Source organism: Pseudomonas sp. DSV-1 (assembly GCF_035830915.1).
GTDB lineage: Bacteria > Pseudomonadota > Gammaproteobacteria > Pseudomonadales > Pseudomonadaceae > Aquipseudomonas.
In genome coordinates, this window is sequence record NZ_JAYMYG010000001.1 from 4923884 (window position 1) to 4947815 (window position 23932).

The following is a 23932-nucleotide window of genomic DNA, read 5'->3' on the forward strand; positions in this document are numbered from 1 at the left end:
GCCCGGAGATAATGTATGTGATTAATTTGGTGCGTCTGATATTTAGCTACGGGTCGTCTTCAGGACGAATACCGATCCCGCCTTGATGAAAGAACCACTTGGCACAGTTGTATGGTCGACCACCACAGCGCCAGCTCCGATGAAAGTATCTGATCCAATACGGGAATGACCACATAGGGTGGCGTTTGGAGAAATAAATGTGTTCCCGTCTACAGTGCAGTCATGATTGATCACGGCCCCAGGCCATACGACAGCCAAGTCCCCTATATGCGTCCTTATGTCGAGAACTGCACGTGCCATGATCATGGCACCACTTCCAATAGTTGTACTGTCGCTTACATAAGCCTGAGGGTGAATGAGCGGCGGTAGGCTGTAGCCGTGAGCCAACAACTCATGGTATTTACGCTGCCTCGCTTCAAGATGCTTGTAACCGATGGCAAGGGCAAAGTCATACCCTTCAGGTCGGCATTTTTGAATAACGTCTGCCAGCGTGCCGAGAATACCCGCTCCGACATGCCAGTCATCGACAAACCCGCCGAAATCCGCGCCGCAGTGCCGCACCAGCTCACGCACAACGGACCCAAACTCTGTAGACCCATAAATCAGAAGTTTCTTTTTCATTGATTGCGGCTACGCCCTCAGGCTCGTTTACAAACCAGGAAGCCCTGGTTACTCATATCCATGAATAAATCAGTGACCCGGTAGAAGGACTTCCTACACTGACTTCCAGAACTCATAAGCTACGCCATAGTTTTACACTGTTTTGGGGGAGACCATAACCAACATCAGGTATTGCAACAGCTTATGCTTGCCGGAAACGGCGGATGAACTTTGGGCACTCGGGCAGGATTGCAACGGGCCAGCACACTGCGAATCAATGATCACTCGCTTGGCCTCGGTGATTACCGGGTAATCGGCGTTACCGCTGTGCTCGATTGCCTTCAGGTCCGAAAACCCCCTTGCATAAACACTCTGCCATCACAATAATGCGATCGATTACCAATTACATTTTGGTTGCCTCATTATGTCGGCGCTCGACCCTTCAGTGCTTCATCGGTTGTACAGCGATCACAACAGTTGGCTAAAGGGCTGGTTGCGCGTGCGTCTGGGCAATACGGCGGATGCCTGCGACCTGGCCCAGGACACGTTCCTGCGGGTCATGACGGCACGTCATGACATTCCCATTCGTGAGCCGCGTGGTTATCTGAGTGCGATTGCCCGCTCGCTGTTGATCGACAAGGTTCGTCGCCGCACCATTGAGCAAGCCTATCTGCAGGCGCTGGCACTCAAGCCCGAACCTGTGGATATTTCGCCCGAGGTACGCCTGTCGATTATCGAAACGCTGGTTTCTATCGATAGCCTGCTCGATGAACTGGGCCCCAGAACACGGGAAATTTTCCTCGCCGTGCAGCTCGAAGGCTTGAGTTATGTTGCCGCCGCCGAGCGCTTCATGGTGTCGGTTACAACGGTGAAAAACCATTTGATTCGCGCCATGACCCGCTGCCTGTTGCTGGTCGACAGTTGATGCCCCCTTCCCCGGACCTCAAGGCGCTCGAGGCTGCTGCCACCTGGTACGTGCAGCTCAATGACGGTACTGCCGACGAGACCCGCACCCGTGCCTGGCAAGCCTGGCTGACCTCCAGCCCGCAACATGAAGCGGCCTGGGCGCGGCTCGAAAGGTTCCAGCGCCAATGGGCAATGATGCCCCAGGAAGCCGCCCTCTCCAGCCTCGATGCCGCGAAAGCTCAACGCCGCGATGTGCTGAAAATAGTGGGCCTGTTGTTGGCCGCAGGCAGCAGTTCATGGCTGGCGGCGGAGCACGTGCCCTATCGCTCGATGCTTGCCGAGCACCGCACCCACATCCGCGAACGACGCTCACTGCGCCTGGACGATGGTTCGCAAGTGGAACTGAACGTCGACACCGCCCTGGATATCCACTTCGATTCAACACAACGGCTGATCCGCCTGCATCGCGGCGAAATCTTGGTGCAGACCGCCAAGGACCCTGACCAGCGTCCATTTATCGTCCACACCCAGGACGGTAGCGTGCGCGCCCTCGGCACCCGGTTCAGTGTTCGCCAGTTGCCCGAACAGACGCGGGTCGGCGTAGAGCAATCGGCAGTGGAGATTCGTCCGCACGGGCACAGCGATCAGCCCGTGCGCCTCGAGGCCGGGCAACAAGTCACTTTCGATCGTGATGAAGTCGATGCAATCGAGGATTTGCCTTCTGCCTCAACGGCCTGGGTCAAGGGCATGTTGAGCGTGGACGACTGGCGCCTGGGCGACTTTATCGAGGCGCTGGGACGTTATCGCCCGGGCGTACTGCGCTGCGCTTCGTCCGTTCAGGGCCTGCGTATCTCGGGGGCGTTTCGTATCGATGACACCGAAACGATACTGGAGAACCTGGGTAAAACCCTGCCGGTGAAAGTGCGTTTCCTGACTCGCTACTGGGCCAGTGTCGAACCGGCATAAGCTCAGGCCCTATTGTTTTGAACTTTAACCTTGCTGATTTCGATTCTCATCCGTCAATGACATAAGTCGCGACTACAGCGAAATTCTGCCATGACAACGCAAGGATCACCGAATGCCCCCGCTCCCCCTCCATGCCACCCCTAATATAAGGCGCGCTGTTCGCCTGGCAGTGCTGGGTGCGTCCCTTGCCAGCCTGTCCGGTCTGGCACTGATGCCCACTCAGGCCTGCGCGCAAAGCCAGACGGTTTATCAGATTGCCCCCGGCCCCCTGGGCAATGCACTGACCCAATTTGGCGTACAGGCAGGGGTCACTATTTCGTTCGACACTGAACAGGCCCGACACCTCAACACCGACGGGCTCGAGGGTTCATACAGCGTCGAGGAAGGTCTGGACCGCCTGCTCGCCAACAGCGGGCTGCAAGCGCAGCGCCAGAGCAACGGGGGCTATGTTCTGGTCGCTCACGCCACTGACTCGGCGCTGGAGTTGGGAGCCACTCAAGTCATCACCAACCAGTTGGGCACAGTGACCGAAGGTACCGGTTCCTACACGCCTGGGGCTATTGCAACGGCCACCCGCCTGGTACTGACACCCCGGGAAACGCCGCAATCGATCAGCGTGATCACCCGTCAGCACATGGATGACTTCGCACTCGACAATGTCGACGACGTGATGCGCCATACACCCGGCATCACCGTATCCGCCTATGACACTGACCGGACCAACTACTACTCCCGCGGTTTTTCGATCAACAACTTCCAGTACGACGGCATTCCCTCCGCCGTGCGCAACGTTGCCTACTCGGCGGGCAACACCCTGAGTGACATGGCGATCTATGACCGCATCGAGGTGCTGAAGGGCGCCTCCGGCCTGCTCAGCGGTGCGGGGTCGCTGGGGGGCACCATCAACCTGGTGCGCAAAAAACCCACCAGCGATTTTCACGGCCATATCACCGCAGGCGCAGGTTCCTGGGACAACTACCGCACGGAAGTGGACCTCAGCGGCCCATTGACCGAAACCGGAAATGTGCGAGGTCGCGCAGTCGCGGCCTATCAGGACCGGCAGTCGTATATCGACCGCTACTCGAACCAGAGTTCGGTGTTCTACGGCATCCTCGAAGTCGACGTGACACCCGACACATTGCTGACCGTGGGTGCCGACTATCAGGACAACAAACCCCAGGGCTCTACCTGGTCGGGGAGTTTTCCGCTCTACAACTACGCGGGCGAGATCAACAGCGCCAAACGCTCGTTCAGCAACGCCACCGACTGGAGCAGTTGGCAGCAATACACCCGCACCGTCTTCGCGACCCTGGAACAGGATCTGGGCAGTGGCTGGGTGGGCAAGCTGCAACTGGACCACAAGATCAATGGCTACGATGCCCAGCTAGGGGCCATCCAGTTCAACCAGCCTGCCGCTGATGGCACCGCCAAAATCAACGCACAGCGCTACAAGGGCGAAACCGTCAGCGACGCGGCTGACATCTATGTCAGTGGTCCCTACGATTTTCTGGGCCGAGAGCATGAACTGGTGCTGGGTGGCTCGATCAGTACCGCGAACTGGAAAGGCAAAGGCTACTGGGACGTCACGTTCTCCACACCCAACCTCGTCGATTACTTTAACTGGGACGGGCACCTGGCCAAACCTGACTGGGGCAGCGCGTCCCAAATCAGCGACGACACCGTGCGCCAGACAGGCATGTACGCCACCACACGCCTGAATGTCACCGATGACTTGAAAGTCTTTCTGGGCGGTCGAGTGGTCAACTACACCCTCACCGGCACCACCAACACTTACCGCGAGTCGGGGCGCCTGATCCCCTACGCGGGTGTCACCTATGACCTGACAGACTACTTGACGGCGTACGCCAGCTACACCGATGTATTCATGCCCCAGGAGTTCTACAATCTGGATCGCAACAGCAAGATGCTTGATCCGGACGAGGGTGAAAACTATGAAATCGGCCTCAAGAGCGAGTTTTTCGATGGCCGCCTGAACGCCAGCCTGGCGTACTTTGAAGTCAAGGAAAGCAATCGCCCCATCCCCGATGATGCCTGGAATAATTTGTCGCCCACCCCGCCCAACTACGCTTTCAAGGGCACCTCGGCAAAAACCAAGGGCTACGAGCTGGAAATATCCGGTGAGCTGAGCCCTGGCTGGAGCCTGCAGGGCGGATACACCCACAAGGTGGTGCGCGATGACACGGGCAAAAAGATTTCGACCTTTGAACCCGAAGACCAGCTCAGTTTCTACACCATCTACAAACTCAAGGGCGACCTGAACAAGGTCTCCGTGGGCGGTGGCGCACGCTGGCAGAGCACCGCCTGGCAAGAGATGTACAACAGCCCCAAGGACAGGTACGAAGACTTCTCGCAAAAGCCCTACTGGATTGTGGATCTGATGACCCGTTATCAATTCACTGAAAACCTGTCGACCACGCTCAACGTCAATAACGTTTTCGACAAGTACTACTACACCAACATCGGGTTCTATAACTCGGCGATTTATGGCGAGCCACGCAACTTCATGCTGACCACTCGCTGGGATTTCTGACGCCCAGATCCGGCTGTGGGAGCGAGCAGGCTCGCTCCCACCATTGCTCTCGAACAGATGACCCCACATCACCTGTCCCGTGAAAAACCATCCTTTGTCAGCCCTTCGAGCGGTGCCTTCTAATTGCCGGAAGCAAAGTGACTCCGATCACTTATTTCAACAATAAAAGCGCTTCCCGGAGATCTCCCATGCACAGCGGTCCCACTCTATTGCTGGTGTTGTTTTGCGCCATCGCCCTGATCGTTTCTCTCATCGTCAAAGTCCGCGTCCATGCTTTTCTAGCCCTGACCGCTGCGAGCTTTGTGGTGGGGATCGGTTCAGGCATGCCACTGGCAAAAATTGCTTCGTCGTATGAAGCGGGTGTTGGTGGAACCCTCGGGTTTCTGGCAACGATCATTGGCCTGGGCGGGATTCTGGGCAAGATGCTGGAAGAGTCCGGCGGCGCGGAGCGCATCGCACAGGCACTGTTGAGGGCCCTGGGTAAAGAGCGCGCCTCGTGGGCCATGATGCTGGTCGGATTCATAGCCGGCATCCCGGTGTTTTTCGAGGTGGGTTTCGTCCTGCTGATTCCGCTTATCTATGTGGTCGCCAAAGAAACCAGAATCAATCTTCTGTACCTGGGCGTACCGCTGGCCGTGTCGCTGATGGCCGTTCATTGCATGTTGCCGCCCCACCCCGCCGCAATGGCGATTACCGGGATGCTGGGCGCCGATGTGGGCAAAGTGATCATGTACGGTCTGATCGTCGCGCTGCCGACTGCGATCATTGCCGGGCCGCTGTGGGTCAAGCTGGTGTGCAAACCCGAAGCGCCAGCCACTCAAGAAGCCTTTTTGAACGAACATTGTGATGACAGCAAAACCCGTGACTTACCGGGCCTTGGCGTCACTCTGCTGACCATTGCCCTGCCGTTGCTGCTGATGGTCGGCAAAAGTTTCGCTGCCGGTCTGCCACATGATTCCACGGCATTCAGCGTGATTTCGTTTCTGGGTACACCCCTGATCGCACTGTCCATTGCCGTGGTGTTTGCCTATTGGGCGCTGGGCCTGCGTCGCGGCTTGTCCATGTCCGACCTGCTCAACTACACGCAAAAAAGTTTTCCGCCGCTGGCCAGTATCCTGCTGATCATCGGCGCCGGAGGCGCATTCAATGGCATCCTGATCGACAGCGGCGTGGGTAACGCGTTGTCCGCCTCGTTGACCCAATTGAATATGAACCCCATTGTTCTGGCGTGGCTGGTGGCCGGCTTGATGCACTTCGCCGTCGGTTCGGCAACAGTGGCCATGATCAGTGCCGCAGGCATGGTGCTGCCCATGCTCGGCGCGCATCCGACCGTGAGCAAGGAGATTATTTGTATCGCCATCGGTGCCGGGGCAATGGGTTGGACCCATGTCACCGACTCGGCCTTCTGGGTGGTCAAGGAGTACCTGGGCGTCTCGCTGACCGACGCCCTGAAAACCTTCACCACCGCCACGGTACTGGCGTCGTCGGTCGCATTGGGCCTGACCCTGCTGCTGGCGCGCTTTGTTTGATTCAATCCGTATTTTCAGACTGATCGTTTAAAGGGACCCCGACATGATTTTGGGCAGAACACTTGAAAGCTGGTACGCCAGCTATCCGCTGATACGCGATCTGGTCGCGCTGCAAGAGACCACCTGGTTCAACCCCGGCGTGGCTCCTGTCGCCCAGGCCATTGCCGATCCAGGGCTGACCAGCGCCGATGTCGCCGATGCCAGCGCCCGGTTGTCGCGATTTGCTTCGTACCTGCGCCGCGCCTTCCCTGAAACCGAATGCAGCGCCGGCATTATCGAATCGGACATCGTGCCCCTGGCACAACTTCAGCCGTTGATCGCCCAGCGTTATGGGCCCCCCCTGAACGGCGCGCTGTGGCTCAAGCGCGACAGCCATCTGCCGATTTCGGGCTCGATCAAGGCCCGTGGCGGGATCTATGAAGTGCTCAAGCATGCCGAAGACCTGGCCCTGGCCGGTGGGTTACTGACCCTCGACGACGACTACGCGCTGCTGCACAGCGACAAGGCACGGGCCTTTTTCGGCCAGTACAAAATCGCCGTGGGCAGCACCGGCAACCTCGGCATGTCGATCGGCATCATGGGCGCCGCACTGGGCTTCCAGGTGACCGTGCACATGTCGGCCGATGCCCGGCAATGGAAGAAAGACAAGCTGCGTTCACATGGCGTAACGGTGGTCGAGTACGAAAGCGATTACAGCGTGGCCGTGGCCCAGGGGCGCCAGCAAGCGGAGTCCGATCCTGCCTGCCATTTCGTCGACGATGAAAACTCGGTCAATCTGTTCCTCGGCTACGCGGTGGCCGGTGAGCGCTTGAAGCAGCAATTGGCGGCGGCGCACATCACCGTGGATGCGCAACATCCCCTGTTTGTGTACCTGCCCTGCGGCGTGGGTGGCGCGCCCGGCGGCGTGGCTTTCGGCCTGAAGCTGGCCTTCGGTGACGCCGTGCACTGCATCTTCGCCGAACCGACTCACTCACCCTGCATGCTGCTTGGCGTCCACACCGGGCTCCACGACGAAGTCAGCGTGCAGGATTTCGGCATAGATAACGTGACGGCCGCTGACGGCCTGGCAGTAGGCCGGGCCTCCGGTTTTGTGGGCAAGGCCATGCAGCGTTTGCTGGACGGTTTCTACACCGTCAGCGACGAAGAAATGTACAGCTTGCTGGCACTGATGGAACGCAGCGAAGGCCTGCGCCTTGAGCCTTCCGCGCTGGCGGGCGTACCCGGCATTGCCAGGGTCCAGGCCGACCAGCAAGGCTATCTGGCCCGCATCGGGCTGGACACGCAGGCCATGAGCAACGCCACCCATCTGGTCTGGGCAACGGGCGGCAATATGGTGCCTGCTGACGAAATGGAGGCGTATCTGGCCAAGGGTCGTGAGCTGCTGGGCTGATTCACACGCAAAGCGGATGTGGCAAGATGCACGTATTGCCACATCCCGTAAGAAGTCAGCCTTTGGCTTGAGGGAAACCCGCCGTGCTTAACCTGCCTCCCCGTATCAGCTCCAGGCTCAACAGCACCCAGTTCGCCAACCTCCACACCTTTCTGGTGGCTGCCCGTCATCTGAGTTTTGCCCGTGCGGCGCAGGAACTGTGTTTGACCGCGAGCGCCGTAAGCCACCGCATCAGTCGGCTGGAAACCGCGTTGAACATGAAGTTGTTCCAGCGCCTTACGCGTCAGGTCAGCCTGACTGACGAAGGCGAGCGAATTTTCGAAATTCTCCAAAGTGCGATGGGGGAATTGTCCGAGGCGCTTGAACAGTCATCACAGGCAGAAATTGCCGGTTCAATTGCGCTCTATGCCAGGCCTTCGGTCGCCCAGTGCTGGCTGGTGCCCAGACTGGCCGACTTTATTGAGCGCTACCCACTGGTCTCATTGGACCTGCGGGTAGGCAATGACAATGTCGACTTTCGCACGCGCAAGATTGACTTGGCCTTGTATTACGCCAACGGCGAATTTCCCGGTCTCACAAGCCAGCGATTGATGCGCGAACGCATGGCGCCTGTGTGCAGCCCTGAATATGCGCAACGCCATCGCCTGAATGAAAACCCGCACAATCTGAGCAACTGCACCACATTGCACGACTCCCTGGCCTGGGATCATGCGGCCTATGATGCCGAGTGGACGCTGTGGGCCGAACAACACAACCTGCTGTCGGAACTGCCAAAACGGACCCTGACCTTCGACCGTTCCGACCTGAGCGTGACAGCGGCCATGAGCCACGCAGGCATCGCCATCGGACGCCAGCAACTGGTGCAAAAACGGGTTGATCGTGGCGAGCTGGTCCTGCCCTTCGGCGGTTTCAGCCAGTGCGGCCACTATGACTATTACCTGGTTCACCCACCGCTCAGGACAGTGCCCAAACGATTGCAGGTGCTTATGAACTGGTTGCACGAGTGCGCTCAGGAATCGTCATCACCCTGACAATACGGTCTACCTGACAGACCGCGCCGCCTGCATCGCGAGCAAGCCCGCTCCCACAATGGTCCCTGCCAGGCTCGGATGAACTGGGCCCGTCGGTGGGAGGGCCTTCGCTGGCTCGGCAAAAAAAAGCCCCGAACCAGTCGGGGCTTTTTTTGTTCAGATGTCCGGCCTGCTTGACAGGCCGGTCCCATCAGAAAATGCTGATCGGGTAATCAACAAATACACGTACTTCGTTGCCGCCGACGTTGTAGTCGCTGGCGTTGCTCGACACGCGCAACCACGAGCCGCGCAGACGCACGCTCAGGTCCTTGACCGGGCCGCTTTGTACAACGTACTTGGCCTGGTTGAAGATTTCGCGCTCGGTACCACGGCCACGGTCGGAACCGTCGTCGATGTTGGTGCCGCGCACGTAGGCGATGTTGTAGGTCAGGCCCGGAATGCCAACGGCGCCGAAGTCGAAACCATAACCCAACTGCCACGAACGTTCGTCCTTGGCGTTGAAGTCGGACCAGTAGGAGTTGGCCAGCAGGATGGTGTTGCCGCCATCACCCACGCCGCCTGCGTTGCGGTAGCCGCCGTACGGGTAGCCGATTTCGCCGGTGCTGCTCTGGTAAGCCAGGGTCACGGTATGTGCGCCAAAGCCGTAGGTGGTCGCCAGGCTCCAGATCTTGTTGTCCTGGCCGTCAACTTTCAGCACGTCACGTGCGTAGTCATCGTTGACGTGAGTGCGGTAGCCGTTGAAGTCAAACGTCAGGGACTGTTTGTCTTGCAGCGGCAGCGCGTAGGTCACGCCCACGTATTGCTTGCGCAGCTCGTCTTCCATCTCGGAGCCGTACAGGGACGCCGACAGGTTGTCGGTGAACTTGTAGCTACCGCCAAACACGTTGATGCTTTTCAGGTCGCCGCTGTCACGCGCTTCAGCACTCTTGCGCGACTCTGCGGTGAAACGACCGACGTTCAGTTCCAGGCCGTTGATCTCCTTGGAGGTCAACAGGGTACCGGTGAAGCTTTCTGGCATCAGACGGGAGTTGTCGTACATCAGCACCGGCAGCGCAGGCATTTGGTCGCCGTACTTGAGCACCGTGTTGGACACACGCACTTTCACTGCAGCGCCAGCCTTGGCGATGTCGTCAGCTGCTTTGCCGCTGGCGCCTTGCTTGAAGAAGTCGATACCGCCCGCGCCGCTTTTGCCACGGCCGCCGTCCAGACGCAGTGCGTAGATGCCGAAAGCATCCACACCCACGCCTACGGTGCCCTGGGTGAAGCCCGAGCTGAAGGTGCCGAGGAAGCCTTGGCCCCACTCAGCTTTATCTTGTTTGCCATTCTTGTAGTCACGGCTGATGTAGGCGTTGCGCGCCAATACATTGAGGTGACTGTCTTCTACAAAACCTTTTGCATCAGCTTGATCGTTAGCCATGGCCTGGGTAGCACTGAGTACGCCCAAAGCGAGCAGACCTATCCGTTTGTTCAACATATTATTTTCCTTATTCCTGAATAGAGGCGCGCTGTGGATATCAAGCTGAAACATTGAGTGGTGGTTGCTTCACATAACAAAAAAGACCTGCATGACAACTCAATACAGGCCTTTCACAAAGTTGGTGTATGGCTTATCGCCACAGGCGTTGGCGAGAATCCTAGCCGTCGTGAAGGCAAGGTGTCAATTTCGTGAAAAATTTGTTAATTGCCTTCACATCCAGAAGTTTTGATCGAAGTGTCAAAAATTGTTACTGACAACCATCCACGCCACAGGCTGGCACTAGACCGTTTGGGTGTTCAACGCTCACGCCATCATGCTGAAGCAGCCAGGCAACAAAGGCTTCTGGCTTGCCCAGATACGGCCCCAGGTCGATCACCTGGTATTGACCGGACTTTTCCAGAACCACAGTCGGAAAACCTTGGCCACCAACACGGGACAACAACCCGCGACTGGCCTTGAAATGCGCTTGGGTCAATTCGCCACTCGCCGCGTCATAAGCTGCGCGAAACCCCTCGACCTCCAGGCCCATTTCGGCAGCCACCGCCATGAGCACGTCTTGATCGGCAATCCGCCGCCCGTCTGCGTAATGCGCCGTTTGCAAGCGTCCCAACATCTCAAGACCGCGACCGGCCAACTGCTCAGCGGCCAGCACGGCCGTGGTTGGCGGCGCCGAATCGAACACGGCAGTGGTGTCACGCAACAACCCTTCAAAGTAGGCCTCGCCAAACGGTTGCCCGGTGTACTGCGCAATACGCAAATCGTGGGGCATCACGTAATCGCGCAATTGCGCGGACACCGGCTGGCGCTGGGCACCGGTCATCATCCCGCCGCCATGGGCAACGACTGGCAAAATGCCTCGTGCTGCGTCAATCAGCGGCTTGGCGCCATAGCACCAACCGCACAAGGGGTCGTAGATGTAATGCAGCACGGGTGTGGCAGTCATGGTTCGCTCCGAAAAATCAATCACTCAGTGCACCAGCCTAGCCTTGCGGGGCGAGAGGAAAAACGCCGGCATGGCTTTTAGTGTGTTTCGCGAACCGGGCAAATCAGGTGCGGAGCGGGTCACAGGCGCAAGAAACAAACAGATACATATTTACAGGCGGCGTAATTGCTAATTCTTAACATCAAGTAACAAGAACCATTACCATTCGCACCCTAAAAATATAACTCTCCTCTCAACCGCCCGGACACTCCTCAACCATGCTCTCCCCCCGCCGTTTAACGCCCTTGAATCTTGGGCTGTGCGCTTTGCTGTACGCCGGATTTGGCAACGCTGCCACCGTACTTCCCGAACTGTCGATCAGCGCAACCGAAGCGCAAGACGATGACCCACGGGTCAAGGACGTCACCACTGCCACCCGAACATCGACTCCGGCGCGCTATGTCCCGCAAGCCATTGATTCAGTCAAAACCAGCAACGTCCTCGATTACGGAATCAATAGCCTGGGCGAAGCACTGAGCGGGATTCCCAACGTCAGCAGCACGGCCGATACCCGTTTCGACAGCCTTCGCATCCGTGGTTTTGACGCCAGCAACGACTTTTATCTGGACGGTATTCGCGACGACAGCCAATACGTGCGCGACCTGCACAACATCGAGCGCATTGAAGTGCTTAAAGGCCCGGCGGCCGTGCTGTATGGCCGTGGCAGCCAGGGCGGGATCATCAACCGCGTCAGCAAGATGCCGCAGTTCGGCCGCCAGTCGAGCATCCAGGCCCAAGGCGGCAGCGAGGATTTGCGCAGCCTGTACGCCGACCTCAGCACCGACCCGAGCGACACCATCAGCCTGCGCCTGAACATGGGCAATGAAGACAAAAACAGCTTTCGCGATAACGTCAGCGGCAATCGTCAGCTGTTCGCACCTTCGATGAGCTGGCAAATCACCCCGGATCTGAACTGGCTGGTGCAGTACGAATACAGCCGCTACAACCGCACTCCGGATCGCGGTATCCCGAGCATCAACGGGCGCCCTGCCGACGTCAGCCGCGACACGTCGTACGGCGGGAAAAACGATTACATCGATGACAAAACCCAGAACCTGCGCTCACGCCTGAGTTATGAGTTGAGCGAAAACTGGCAACTGCGTCATACCCTTGGCGTGTTCAAACTCGACAGTGAGTTCGAAAACACCTACCTGACCGGCTACAACCCAATCACCAACAGGGTCGATCGTCAGAGCTGGCAGCAGGACATGAGCACTCGAAACATATTCAACAACGTCGAGATCGAAGGCAGCTTTGACACCTTTGGTCTTGAGCACCGCCTGCTGACCGGTCTGGAAATCGGCAGTCAGCGTCGCGACCCGAAGCTCTACAAAGCCCTGAGTGCACCCTCGGTTGATCTGTACAACCCGGACCGCAACCTGCGCACGACTGGAGCGATGCCCACATTCAGCGACAGCCATACCGAAGTCGAAAGCCAGGGCCTGTATGTTCAGGATCAGATTCGCTTCAACGATCAATGGCAGGTACTGGCTGGATTGCGCTATGACCGCTTTGATATCGAGTCCACCAACTACCTGAAAAAAACCGACCGTACTGAAGACCGCCAAAGCCACAGCACCAGCCCGCGCCTGGGCGTGGTCTGGACCCCGCTGGAGAACCACTCGTTTTACGCGTCCTGGACCAAAACGTTCTCGCCGGTGGGCGGCGGCCTGATCGGCATCACCCCGGGGGCGGCCGGCAACACCAATGACCTGAGCCCGGAGCTGACCAAGCAGAAAGAAATCGGCGTGAAAAGCGACTGGATGGGGGATCGCCTGAGTACGACGCTGGCGGTGTACGAGCTTGAGCTCTATAACCGTCGCACCAGGGACCCGTTAGATCCGACCATTACTCTGCTTTCCGGCCTGCAACGTTCACGGGGCATTGAGCTGACGACCAGCGGCAAACTCGGCGGCAATTGGTACATGCGCGGCGGCATTGGCCTGCAGGACGCAACAGTGGTCAAGGACAATAACGGTTTCGAGGGCAAGCGCATCAACGGCGTAGCCAAGCGCAATGGCAGCCTGTTCATTACCTGGAAACCGGAAATGGGCTGGTATGCCGAAACGGGCCTGACCCTGGTAGGCCAGCGTTATGCAGACAACATGAACACCACGGTATTGCCGGGTTACGGGCGCTGGGATGCGTTGGCGGGCTATCGCGAAAAAGACTGGGATGTGAGCGGTGCGCTGACCAACCTGACTGACCGTTATTACTATGAGTCAGCCACCAGCGCAGCGCAGATCATGCCGGGCGAACCACGCAGCCTGGTGATGACGGGGACGTACAAGTTTTAAAATGTACCTCTGTAGCCGCTGACGAGGAACGAAGGCTGCGTCCGGTCGCGAAGCGATCGTGAAAATGCATCTCACCTGCCCAGACGCATGATTTCACGACTGCTTCGCAGCCTCGCTACGCTCCTCAGCGGCTACAGGGGCCGCGCCGTTTATGCTTTGGACGGCGCGGGCTGTTGCTGGGTCAGGCAGTGAATATTGCCGCCGCCCAGCAGCAATTCACGGCCAGGTACCATCACCACTTCGTGCTGCGGGAAGATGTTTTGCAGGATCGCTTTGGCCTGCGCATCCATCGGGTCGTCAAAGCTCGGCGCAATGATGCCGCCGTTGACGATCAGGAAGTTCACGTAAGAACCGGCCAGACGCTCCGACGGGTTGCGCTCCTGGCTACCCGCCACCTTGTCCACGCCATCACACTCTTGCTGGGTGGCATACATCGGTCCCGGAATCGGCATTTTGTGCACCACGAACGGACGCCCCTTGGCGTCGGTGCTGGCTGCCAATACGTCCATCGCCGCGTGGCAACGCACGTAGTTAGGGTCGCGCTCGTCGTCGGTCCAGGCCAGCAGCACTTCACCCGGTGCGACGTAGCAGCAGAAGTTATCCACATGACCGTCGGTTTCATCGTTGAACAGACCGTCCGCCAGCCAGATGATCTTGTCCACAGCCAGATGCGCACGCAGTACGTCTTCGATCTCTTCGCGCGACAGATGGGGGTTGCGGTTGCGGTTCATCAGGCACTCGGCCGTGGTGATCAGCGTGCCTTCGCCGTCGACGTGAATCGAGCCGCCTTCAAGCACAAAACCTTCGGTGTAGTAACGCGGGCAACGTTCAATTTCCAGCACCTTGCTGGCCACTTGCTGATCGCGGTTCCACGGGAAGTACAAGCCGCCGTCGAACCCGCCCCAGGCGTTGAAGTCCCAGTTCACGCCGCGCACTTCACCGCGATCGTTGATGACAAAAGTCGGGCCGCTGTCACGCACCCAGGCATCGTCGCTGGACATCTCGACCACGCGAATATTCGGCACATCGAGTTGCGCACGGGCATTTTCATACTGGGCAGCCGATACACCGACGGTCACCGGCTCAAAGCGCGCAATGGCCTTGGCCACCGCAGCGTGCGCAGCCTGCGCGGGTTTGCCGCCCAGGCGCCAGTTATCCGGACGCTCAGGCCAGATCATCCAGGTTTGGGTCTGCGGAGCCCATTCGGCTGGCATGTGAAAGCCGTCAGCGCGCGGCGAACTGTGCAAAGTGGTCATCTGGACTCCTGGAAAGCGTCGGGGTTTTGATTGCGTCATGTATGAAGACAATGGATGCAGGTCTGCATCGCGTCAACGATAAGCGCCTTTATAGCCGATAAATATCTGCAATTATATTAATTTTTATCAAATCAGATCGCATACATGCCTTAAATACGGATATTAATCCGGATATATGCCTGTGTATTGATATTCCTGATCACGCCCACTTGCACCACCCGGCTCATCCCCACAAGCTATACGCCATACGTTTAAAGGTCTTCAGGGAATAGGGAACAACTCCATGCGCATTTTAGTCACCGGCGGCGCCGGTTTTATTGGTTCAGCGCTGATCCGTCACCTGATCAAAAACACCGGTCACGAAGTCCTCAATCTCGACAAGTTGACCTACGCCGGTAATCTTGAATCGCTGCAAAGCATTGCCACCGATACCCGCTACGAGTTCGTACAGGCCGATATCGTCGACCAGGCCGCTGTCAGTGCAATCATTGCGCGCTTCGAGCCACAGGCGATCATGCACCTGGCGGCCGAGTCCCACGTTGACCGCTCCATCGACGGCCCGTCCGACTTTATCCAGACCAATATCGTCGGCACCTACAGCCTGCTCGAAGCCGCCCGTGCTTACTGGCTGACCCTGCCTGAACCGGAAAAAAGCGCGTTTCGCTTCCACCATATTTCGACCGACGAAGTGTATGGCGACCTGCATGGCGTCGATGACCTGTTCACCGAGACCACGCCTTACGCGCCAAGCTCGCCGTACTCGGCCAGTAAAGCGGCATCCGACCACCTGGTCCGCGCCTGGAACCGCACTTACGGCTTGCCGGTGTTGTTGACCAACTGCTCGAACAACTACGGCCCGTTCCATTTCCCGGAAAAGCTGATCCCGCTGGTGATCCTCAACGCCCTGGCCGGTAAGCCGCTGCCGGTGTACGGCAATGGCCTGCAAGTACGTGACTGGCTGTTCGTGGAAGACCACGCCCGTGCCTTGTTGAAGGTCGTGACCGAAGGCGTGGTTGGCGAGACTTACAACATCGGCGGGCACAACGAGCAAACCAATATCGACGTGGTACGCAGCATCTGTGCCTTGCTCGAAGAACTGGCGCCAGTGCACCCGGCGGGTGTTGCACAATTTGCCGACCTGATCACCTTCGTCAAGGATCGTCCGGGCCACGACCAGCGCTACGCGATCGATGCCAGCAAAATCGAACGCGAGCTGGGCTGGGTACCCGAAGAAACCTTCGAAACCGGCCTGCGCAAAACCGTGCAGTGGTATCTGGATAACCTGGACTGGTGTCGCCGGGTTCAAGACGGCAGCTATCAAGGCGAGCGCCTGGGCTGCACTGATCCCAAGGACTTGATCGCATAACGGATGGAGCAGCTTCTTTGAAAATCCTGATCAGTGGCAAAACCGGTCAAGTGGCGGTTGAGTTGCAAAAGCACCTTGCCGGTCTGGGCGAGCTGGTTGTGCTGGGACGCGATGTGCTTGATCTGGCCGTACCCGGGCAAATCCGCAGCCAGGTACGGGCCCACAGGCCTGACTTGATCATCAATGCCGCCGCACACACTGCCGTGGACCAGGCCGAAAGCGAGCCTGAGCTGGCGTTCGCCATCAATGGCATTGCCCCCGGTGTGTTTGCTGAAGAAGCGGCAGCCCTGGGCATCCCGCTGATCCACTATTCCACCGATTACGTGTTCGATGGCCGCAAGCCTGCGCCTTACACCGAAGACGATGCCACCAACCCCTTGGGCGTCTACGGCAAAAGCAAGCTGGCGGGTGAACTGGCCATCGCTGCGAGCGGAGCTCAGCATGTGATCCTGCGCACCAGCTGGGTGTACTCGACCCACGGCAAGAACTTCCTGCTGACCATGCAGCGCCTGTTGCAAGAGCGTCCGGAACTGCGCGTGGTGGCTGACCAGATCGGCGCGCCGACCTGGGCTGGCACCATTGCCCAGAGCACGCGGGCATTGATAGAACGCTGGCAAACCGGCGAGGCCGGGGCCTGGAGCACGTACCACCTGACGGCCCAGGGCGAAACATCATGGTTTGGCTTCACCCAGGCCATTGCCGAACACCTGAGCGCCCAAGGCAAGTCGTGCGCGAGCCTGGAACCCATCCCTGCCAGCGCCTACCCGACGCCTGCCGCACGGCCACAAAACTCGCGGCTGGATTGCAGTCGCCTGGCCCGCGAGTGGAACGTCACCCAGCCCGACTGGCAGAGCGCATTGCGAGAGTGCCTGGCCGGGCAGCCACACTAACGCCAACCCCCCTTGTGGGAGCGGGCTTGCTCGCGAGGGCATCACCGCGGCCTGCTTCAAAGACCGCGGCGTTTGCATCGCTAGCAAGCCCGCTCCCACGGGGTTCGTTGGGTATACTGCGTCGTACTCTTGCGGCGCGGCCTCCCGATGATCACCACCTCCTCAGTTCCTCGCAGACCCCGCTGGCGCAGCCTGGCCTTATTGGCGTTGTGCCTCGCACCGTTGTTGTGGCCGCTGCAGCACCTGGCCGAACGCTATTACCGCAGCGAACTGGCCGGACAAAATCGCCAGACCCTGGACCTGTACGTCGCCAACCTGCTGGGCACGCTGCATCGCTATGAGGTGCTGCCACAGATTCTCGGCGAACTGCCAGACCTTCGCGCCGTACTGGCCAACCCTGAAGATGTGGAGGCTCAGGCCAAGGCCAACCACTTGCTGGATGACATCAGTAACCAGACCGGTGCCGTGGTCATGTACTTGCTGGACACCCACGGCGATACCCTGGCCACCTCTAACTGGGATCAGGCCGACAGTTTTATCGGGCGCAATTTCGCGTTCCGCCCGTATTTCAGCGAGGCGATGGAAGGCAAGCTAGGGCGCTTTTTCGGGCTGGGCACCACCTCCGGCAAACGGGGTTACTACTTTGCGGCCCCCATACGCGATGGCGATAAAAAACTCGGCGTACTGGTGGTCAAAGTCGACCTGGACCACACCGAACAGCTGTGGGGCAGTACACCCGAGCAACTGCTGGCAACCGACAGTAACGGCGTGGTCATCCTCACCTCACGCCCGGAATGGCGCTTCAGGGCCACCCGCGATTTGTCGCCAGAAGAGCGCCAGGCCATTTTTGCCATCCTGCCCTACCCGACCAGCGACCCTAAACCGCTGAACCTGGACCTCAACGCCTGGCTGGTGCAAACCCAAAAAATCGACGAGACAGGCTGGAGTGTCAATATCCTTGCCCCGCGCACGCTGATCGACCGCTCGGTGCGCACAGTCCTGGCCATCGGTGGCGCCACCTTGCTGGTGGTCATGCTGCTGATTGGCTTGATGATGCAGCGGCGGCGCCATTACCTGGACCGCATTGCGTTTGAAGCCAAGGCCCGTCGTGAACTTGAAATGCGTGTGGCAGAGCGTACCAGCGACCTTGAGGGGCTCAACCGCCTTCTGCGTGAAGAAGTGCTGGAGCGCGAGCATGCGCAACAGGAACTGGTGCGCGCCCAGGACGATCTGGTGCAAGCCGGCAAGCTTTCTGCGCTGGGCACCATGTCGGCCAGCATCAGCCACGAACTCAACCAGCCGTTGGCGGCCATCCGCAGCTATGCCGAGAACGCGGAAGTGCTGCTCGACCACCAGCGCATCGAGGACGCGCGGGGCAACCTGAAACTGATCAATGAGCTGACCGGGCGCATGTCTTCGATCATTGCCCACCTGCGGGCCTTCGCCCGGCGTGATCGCCATGCGCCTGAAAGCGTCGCCCTGCAACCGGCTCTGGACGATGCACTGGCCTTGCTGGCCAAACGGCGGCGCGCAATGGAAGTCGAACTGATCCGCGATTTGCCCGCCGCCACGCTGTGGGTCGAAGCCGGTGAAACCCGCCTGCGCCAGGTGCTGGGCAACCTGCTGGCCAACGCCCTCGATGCCCTGACCGAAAAAGGCCCGCCCAGACGCTTGTGGCTAAGTGCCCAATCGACGCCGGAAGGCGTCACTGTGTACATTCGCGACAACGGCCCGGGCTTTTGCCTGGAGGCGTTGGGCCGCGCCGGCGAGCCCTTCTACACCACCAAGACCCGCACTCAGGGTCTGGGCCTGGGGCTGGCCATTTGTGACACGCTGATCCGGGCGTTTGGCGGCGAATTGTTGTTTGCCAACCACAAGGAAGGCGGTGCCTTAATTACCTTACGACTGCGCGCAGGGGCGCCGGGCGTGAGTTTGCAAGCCTCGGAGGACTCCAGGTCATGAGCCAGCCCATCGATCCACGCGTTCAGGTCATCCTGATCGATGATGACCCGCACCTGCGTCAGGCCTTGTTTCAAACCCTGGACCTGGCGGGTCTCAATGTAGTGCCGCTGGCCGAAGCAAACGGCCTTGCCGAACGCATAGGCCGCGACTGGCCGGGGGTCGTGGTCAGTGATATCCGCATGCCGGGCATGGACGGCCTTGAGTTGCTCACTCAACTGCATGGCCAGGACCCGGAACTGCCCGTGTTGCTGATCACTGGCCACGGCGATGTACCGCTGGCGGTTCAGGCCATGCGTGCGGGGGCTTATGACTTTCTCGAAAAACCCTTCGCCAGCGACGCCTTGCTCGACAGCGTGCGCCGTGCCCTGGCCTTGCGGGCCCTGGTCCTGGATAACCGCAGCCTGCGCCTGGCCCTGAGTGATCGCCAGCTACTGAGCACGCGACTGGTAGGTGTGTCGCCCGCCATGCTGCGTTTGCGCGAGCAAATCGGGGCACTGGCGGCGACCAAGGCCGATGTGTTGATTCTGGGCGAGACCGGCTCGGGCAAAGAAGTGGTCGCACGGGCGCTGCATGACTTGTCGAGCAGGCGCAACGGCCCGTTTGTGGCAATCAACGCCGGGGCCCTGGCCGAATCAGTGGTTGAAAGCGAGCTGTTCGGCCACGAGCCGGGTGCCTTTACCGGTGCGCAAAAGCGCCGCATCGGCAAGTTTGAGTTTGCCAATGGCGGCACGCTGTTCCTCGATGAAATCGAAAGCATGAGCCTGGATGTGCAGGTCAAATTACTGCGCATGCTGCAAGAACGGGTGGTCGAGCGTCTGGGCGGCAATCAACTGATCCCGCTGGATATCAGGGTAATCGCCGCCACCAAGGAAGACCTGCGCCAGTCCGCGGATCAGGGTCGTTTTCGCGCCGACTTGTATTACCGACTGAACGTTGCGCCCCTGCGTATTGCGCCGTTGCGTGAGCGGGGTGAAGACGTCCTGATGCTCTTTGATTACTTTGCCGGCGAGGCCAGCGTGCGCCACGACCTGTCGCCCAACGTCCTGCAGCCGGCGCAACGGGCGTTGTTACTGCGACATAACTGGCCGGGCAACGTGCGAGAACTGCAAAACGTCGCCGAGCGCTTCGCCCTTGGTCTTGAGCTGGCGCTGGACGACTCGGCTGAAGGCAAAGAGTCAACCGGTCATGAGGTTTCGGGGGGGCTGAGCGAGCAAGTCGAACACTTTGAAAAAAGCCTGATTGCCGCCGAACTGGAGCGCTCCCACAGCTCCATGCGCAGCCTGGCCGAAGCCCTGGGTGTGCCCCGTAAAACCTTGCACGACAAACTGCGCAAGCACGGGCTCAACTTCGACAGCGCCAGTCATCCGCACACTGATGAACTTGATTAAAGAGGCCACTGCATGAACCGCGACAGTCGTTATCTGGAATCAGTTCTCCATCACGACATTCCGCTCACCCGTGAAATGGGCCTTAAAGTGCTGGGCTGGCAAGGCAGGCAACTGCGCCTGCAATTGCCGCTCGAGGCCAATATCAACCACAAGAGCACCATGTTTGGCGGCAGCCTGTACTGCGCCGCAGTGCTGGCGGGCTGGGGCTGGCTGCATTTGAGCCTGCGCGAAGCGGGGATTGAGGACGGGCATATCGTGATTCAGGAAGGTCATATCAGCTACCCGCTGCCCGTGACCGAGGACGCCATCGCGCTGTGTGATGCGCCGGGTGAGGCAGCCTGGACCAAATTCCTGGCCATGTACAAACGCCACGGCCGCGCACGGTTGACCCTCGACACGCGGGTGATCAATGCACAGGGCGGGGAAGATGCGGTGAGGTTTAGCGGGCAGTACGTGTTGCATCGCTGATTCAATTCATGTGGGAGCGGGCTTGCTCGCGATGCAGACGCTGCGGTCTTTCAGTTGAACCGCGTCGATGCCATCGCGAGCAAGCCCGCTCCCACAGATGAAGTTCAGCCTTGTGCCAGATCCAGCAGTTTTTCACGCCACGGTGCCTTGGCAGGCAATGCCAGAAACGAGTCATTGAGCAATGACTCACGGGGCGGGTAGCTGAACGGCTCGCCATCCAGTTGCAACACCACACCACCGGCCCCTTCCAGCACGCCTTGAGCCGCCGCCGTATCCCATTGCGAAGTCGGCGCCAGGCGCGGATAGCAATCGGCAGCGCCTTCTGCCAGCAAACAGAATTTCAACGAACTGCCCACACTGGTCAGCTGCAACTCGCCCAGATGCTCACTCAGCCCGGCCAGTAAACGTTCCTGCTCAGGGCTGGAATGCCGGCGGCTGGCAACCACGGTCAACGCCTCGCCTTCAGGCGGCGTGTTGCGCACGCTGATGGGCACACTCACATCGCCATCCGCCCGCCATGCGCCCAAGCCCGCGCCACCGTAGTAGCAACGACCGCTGGTGGGCATGGATACCACGCCAAACACCACTCTGCCCTCTTCGATCAGCGCAACATTGACCGTGAATTCTTCAGTGCCAGAAATAAATTCCTTGGTGCCATCCAGCGGATCAACCAACCACCAGCGCGTCCACCCGGCACGTATGCTCCGGGGAATATTGGCGTCTTCTTCCGACAGCACAGGAATGCTCGGATCAAGAGCTGTCAGGCCATCGAGCAGCACATGGTGTGCTGCCAGATCGGCGGCGGTTACCGGGGAGTCATCGGCCTTGGCGGTGACTTCAACACCGGCCCGCCAGAACGGCAAGATCGCGTCGCCAGCGGCATGGGCCAGGGTGATGACGCCCTCAAGCAACGGATGGGGCAAACCACTCACGGCTGGAACACTCCGCGCTGGGTCAGAAGGTCACGCGCCAGATACAGCGCAGCCAGGGCACGCCCCTCACTGAATTGCGGGTTGAGCACCAGGCTCGACAGCTCCCGCAGATTGACCCGATCAACACGCATCGGCTCGGGCTCGTCGCCTTCCAGATGCGCTTCATAAAGGTCAGTCGCCAGCACCACCTGGATTTTTTGGCTCATGTAGCCAGGGGACAGTGACAGCTCGGTCAAATGCTCAAGCTGGCGAGCACCGAAACCGGCCTCCTCCTTCAACTCTCGCTCAGCCGCCGCCAGCACGTCTTCACCCGGCTCGATCAGGCCCTTGGGCAGCGAAATTTCGTACTCATCAGTGCCGCCGCAATATTCTTCGACCAGAATTGCGTGTTCAGCGTCGATCATGGCCACAATCATCACTGCGCCATAACCGTTGCCGCGCCCCACCAACCGTTCGTAAGTGCGCTCAACGCCATTGGAGAAGCGCAACTGCACCTCTTCGACCCGAAATAATCGGCTACTGGCAACAATTTCACGGGCAAGTACGGTGGGTTTTTGGCGCATAGCGGCTCCTCAATATGAACGGGGTACTATACCCCGGCTTTTCCGATTGTCTGTGTCGGAAATTTTTACCTGTGGGAGAAGTTTTGCATGACCGTTTTACCTTGGCGCGACATCGATACCGTGCTGCTCGACATGGACGGCACGCTGCTCGACCTGCACTACGACAATCATTTCTGGCTCGAACACCTGCCTCAGCGCTACGCCGAGCTGCATGGCATCAGCCGGGCAATGGCGGATCTTGAGCTGACGCCGCTGTTTGAAGGCAATGCTGGCCAGTTGAAATGGTATTGCCTGGACTTCTGGAGCCGCGAGCTGAAGATCCCGGTACGCGAGCTCAAGCTTGAAACCGCTCATCTGATTGCCTTGCGACCCGACGCCGATACTTTTCTGGCGGCCATCAAAAAAGCGGGCAAACGGGTGATCATGATCACCAACGCGCACCGTGATTCGTTGTCATTGAAATTGGAGCGCATTGAACTGGCGCCTTATTTCGAGCGCCTGATCAGCTCCCACGATTACGGTTTTCCAAAGGAAAGCCCGGCGTTCTGGGATGCACTGCACGCCGATATCGACTTTGACCCGGGCCGTAGCCTGTTTATCGATGACACCTTGCCGATTCTGCGCAGTGCCCGTGATTTTGGCGTGGCCCACTTGCTGGCAGTCAAACAGCCCGACAGCAAAAAAGGCCCGAAGGACACACAAGAATTTGCCGCGCTGGGCGGCTATCGCGAACTGCTGGAAGGGCTGTAACGAATCAACCCTGTGGGAGCGGGCTTGCTCGCGATGCAAACAACTCGGTGGATCTGAAACATCGAGGTGATGCAATCACGAGCAAGCCCGCTCCCACAAGATGTAACGGGCTTACTCGGGAATACGCAGCGTCTGACCCGGGTAGATCTTGTTCGGGTCCTTGAGCAGCGGTTTGTTGGCTTCGAAGATTTTGTTGTACTGGTTGGCGTTGCCGTACACCTGCAATGAAATCGCGCTCAGGGTGTCGCCCTTTTTCACCACCACAAAACGCGAAGCGACAACAGTCGGGCCAGTGACCGTAATTTGATCCTCAACGCTGGCCACGCCCGCGATGTTCCCGGCAGCCAGAATGATTTTTTCTTTCTCTTCCTGCGTGGCCACTTCGCCACTGACCGTCACTTTGTCACCGTCAACGGTGGCGGTGATATTTGGATTGCCCAGGCCCACTTCCTCTACGTGTTTCTTCAGCTCCTCACCGGCATTGGCATTACCGGGGGTCAGCAGATTGATCAGTTTTTCACCGGCTTCTTTCACAAAGCTGAAAATGCTCATAAATCACGCTCCTAGGGTTGGAAGATTCAGACCCATGAGCGTAGACCATCATTGACGGCAGCAAGCGCGCTAGAAT

General features: G+C 58.9%; 20 protein-coding genes. 13 read left to right on the forward strand and 7 right to left on the reverse strand.

Annotated features, from left to right (window positions below):
* Positions 1-42: 42 nt before the first annotated feature.
* Entirely contained in the window at positions 43-621 is a 579-nt protein-coding gene (locus tag VSQ83_RS22840) for a PglD-related sugar-binding protein (protein WP_326427586.1), read from the reverse strand.
* Between the two features lie 403 nt (positions 622-1024).
* Here VSQ83_RS22840 and VSQ83_RS22845 point away from each other — a divergent pair, with 403 nt between their 5' ends.
* From VSQ83_RS22845 to dsdC, 6 genes are all read left to right on the forward strand, one after another.
* Positions 1025-1525, forward strand: a complete 501-nt coding sequence (locus VSQ83_RS22845; RefSeq protein WP_219262564.1) for a sigma-70 family RNA polymerase sigma factor — start codon at positions 1025-1027, stop codon at positions 1523-1525.
* Positions 1525-2472: a FecR domain-containing protein gene (locus tag VSQ83_RS22850; RefSeq protein ID WP_326427587.1), complete on the forward strand. Its 948-nt coding sequence runs from the start codon at positions 1525-1527 to the stop codon at positions 2470-2472. The genes VSQ83_RS22845 and VSQ83_RS22850 overlap by 1 nt, the downstream gene beginning before the upstream one ends.
* Before the next feature lie 112 nt (positions 2473-2584).
* Complete coding sequence (locus VSQ83_RS22855) at positions 2585-5023, forward strand: TonB-dependent siderophore receptor (RefSeq protein ID WP_326427588.1); 2439 nt, start codon at positions 2585-2587, stop codon at positions 5021-5023.
* A 188-nt stretch (positions 5024-5211) separates the two neighbouring features.
* On the forward strand, positions 5212-6552 hold the full coding sequence (locus VSQ83_RS22860) for a GntT/GntP/DsdX family permease (protein WP_326427589.1): 1341 nt from the start codon (positions 5212-5214) through the stop codon (positions 6550-6552).
* 43 nt (positions 6553-6595) lie between these two features.
* Complete coding sequence (dsdA, locus tag VSQ83_RS22865; protein WP_326427590.1) at positions 6596-7942, forward strand: D-serine ammonia-lyase; 1347 nt, start codon at positions 6596-6598, stop codon at positions 7940-7942.
* Between the two features lie 83 nt (positions 7943-8025).
* Positions 8026-8973 (forward strand): DNA-binding transcriptional regulator DsdC, encoded by a 948-nt coding sequence (dsdC, locus tag VSQ83_RS22870; protein WP_133079043.1) that lies wholly within the window; start codon positions 8026-8028, stop codon positions 8971-8973.
* A 190-nt stretch (positions 8974-9163) separates the two neighbouring features.
* Here dsdC and VSQ83_RS22875 read toward each other — a convergent pair whose 3' ends face one another.
* On the reverse strand, positions 9164-10447 hold the full coding sequence (locus VSQ83_RS22875) for an OprD family porin (RefSeq protein WP_133079044.1): 1284 nt from the start codon (positions 10445-10447) through the stop codon (positions 9164-9166).
* 250 nt (positions 10448-10697) lie between these two features.
* The gene (locus tag VSQ83_RS22880; protein ID WP_326427591.1) at positions 10698-11393 is read right to left on the reverse strand and encodes a DsbA family protein; all 696 of its coding nucleotides are present in this window, start codon (positions 11391-11393) and stop codon (positions 10698-10700) included.
* A gap of 257 nt (positions 11394-11650) precedes the next feature.
* Here VSQ83_RS22880 and VSQ83_RS22885 point away from each other — a divergent pair, with 257 nt between their 5' ends.
* A complete protein-coding gene (locus tag VSQ83_RS22885; protein WP_326427592.1) occupies positions 11651-13729 on the forward strand; it encodes a TonB-dependent receptor in 2079 nt (692 codons plus the stop codon).
* 149 nt (positions 13730-13878) lie between these two features.
* Here VSQ83_RS22885 and aguA read toward each other — a convergent pair whose 3' ends face one another.
* A complete protein-coding gene (aguA, locus tag VSQ83_RS22890) occupies positions 13879-14985 on the reverse strand; it encodes an agmatine deiminase (protein WP_326427593.1) in 1107 nt (368 codons plus the stop codon).
* A gap of 283 nt (positions 14986-15268) precedes the next feature.
* On the opposite strand from aguA, the gene rfbB reads away from it, so the two are divergent.
* From rfbB to VSQ83_RS22915, 5 genes are all read left to right on the forward strand, one after another.
* Positions 15269-16351 (forward strand): dTDP-glucose 4,6-dehydratase, encoded by a 1083-nt coding sequence (rfbB, locus tag VSQ83_RS22895; RefSeq protein WP_133079048.1) that lies wholly within the window; start codon positions 15269-15271, stop codon positions 16349-16351.
* A gap of 17 nt (positions 16352-16368) precedes the next feature.
* Entirely contained in the window at positions 16369-17241 is an 873-nt protein-coding gene (rfbD, locus tag VSQ83_RS22900) for a dTDP-4-dehydrorhamnose reductase (protein ID WP_326427595.1), read from the forward strand.
* A 147-nt stretch (positions 17242-17388) separates the two neighbouring features.
* Entirely contained in the window at positions 17389-19203 is a 1815-nt protein-coding gene (locus VSQ83_RS22905; protein WP_133079050.1) for a sensor histidine kinase, read from the forward strand.
* Positions 19200-20591, forward strand: coding sequence for a sigma-54-dependent transcriptional regulator (locus tag VSQ83_RS22910; RefSeq protein ID WP_326427596.1), 1392 nt, complete (start codon positions 19200-19202; stop codon positions 20589-20591). The genes VSQ83_RS22905 and VSQ83_RS22910 overlap by 4 nt, the downstream gene beginning before the upstream one ends.
* Before the next feature lie 12 nt (positions 20592-20603).
* Complete coding sequence (locus VSQ83_RS22915; RefSeq protein ID WP_133079052.1) at positions 20604-21059, forward strand: thioesterase domain-containing protein; 456 nt, start codon at positions 20604-20606, stop codon at positions 21057-21059.
* A 104-nt stretch (positions 21060-21163) separates the two neighbouring features.
* Here the strand turns inward: VSQ83_RS22915 and cysQ are convergent, their stop codons facing one another.
* Together cysQ and nudE are read right to left on the reverse strand one after the other, a co-directional pair.
* Positions 21164-21991: a 3'(2'),5'-bisphosphate nucleotidase CysQ gene (cysQ, locus tag VSQ83_RS22920; protein ID WP_133079053.1), complete on the reverse strand. Its 828-nt coding sequence runs from the start codon at positions 21989-21991 to the stop codon at positions 21164-21166.
* On the reverse strand, positions 21988-22554 hold the full coding sequence (nudE, locus tag VSQ83_RS22925) for an ADP compounds hydrolase NudE (RefSeq protein WP_133079054.1): 567 nt from the start codon (positions 22552-22554) through the stop codon (positions 21988-21990). The genes cysQ and nudE overlap by 4 nt, the downstream gene beginning before the upstream one ends.
* An 87-nt stretch (positions 22555-22641) precedes the next feature.
* On the opposite strand from nudE, the gene yrfG reads away from it, so the two are divergent.
* Positions 22642-23304: a GMP/IMP nucleotidase gene (gene yrfG / locus VSQ83_RS22930; protein ID WP_326427597.1), complete on the forward strand. Its 663-nt coding sequence runs from the start codon at positions 22642-22644 to the stop codon at positions 23302-23304.
* Positions 23305-23415: 111 nt separating this feature from the next.
* Here yrfG and lysM read toward each other — a convergent pair whose 3' ends face one another.
* Positions 23416-23856: a peptidoglycan-binding protein LysM gene (lysM, locus tag VSQ83_RS22935; RefSeq protein ID WP_133079056.1), complete on the reverse strand. Its 441-nt coding sequence runs from the start codon at positions 23854-23856 to the stop codon at positions 23416-23418.
* Between the last annotated feature and the right edge of the window lie 76 nt (positions 23857-23932).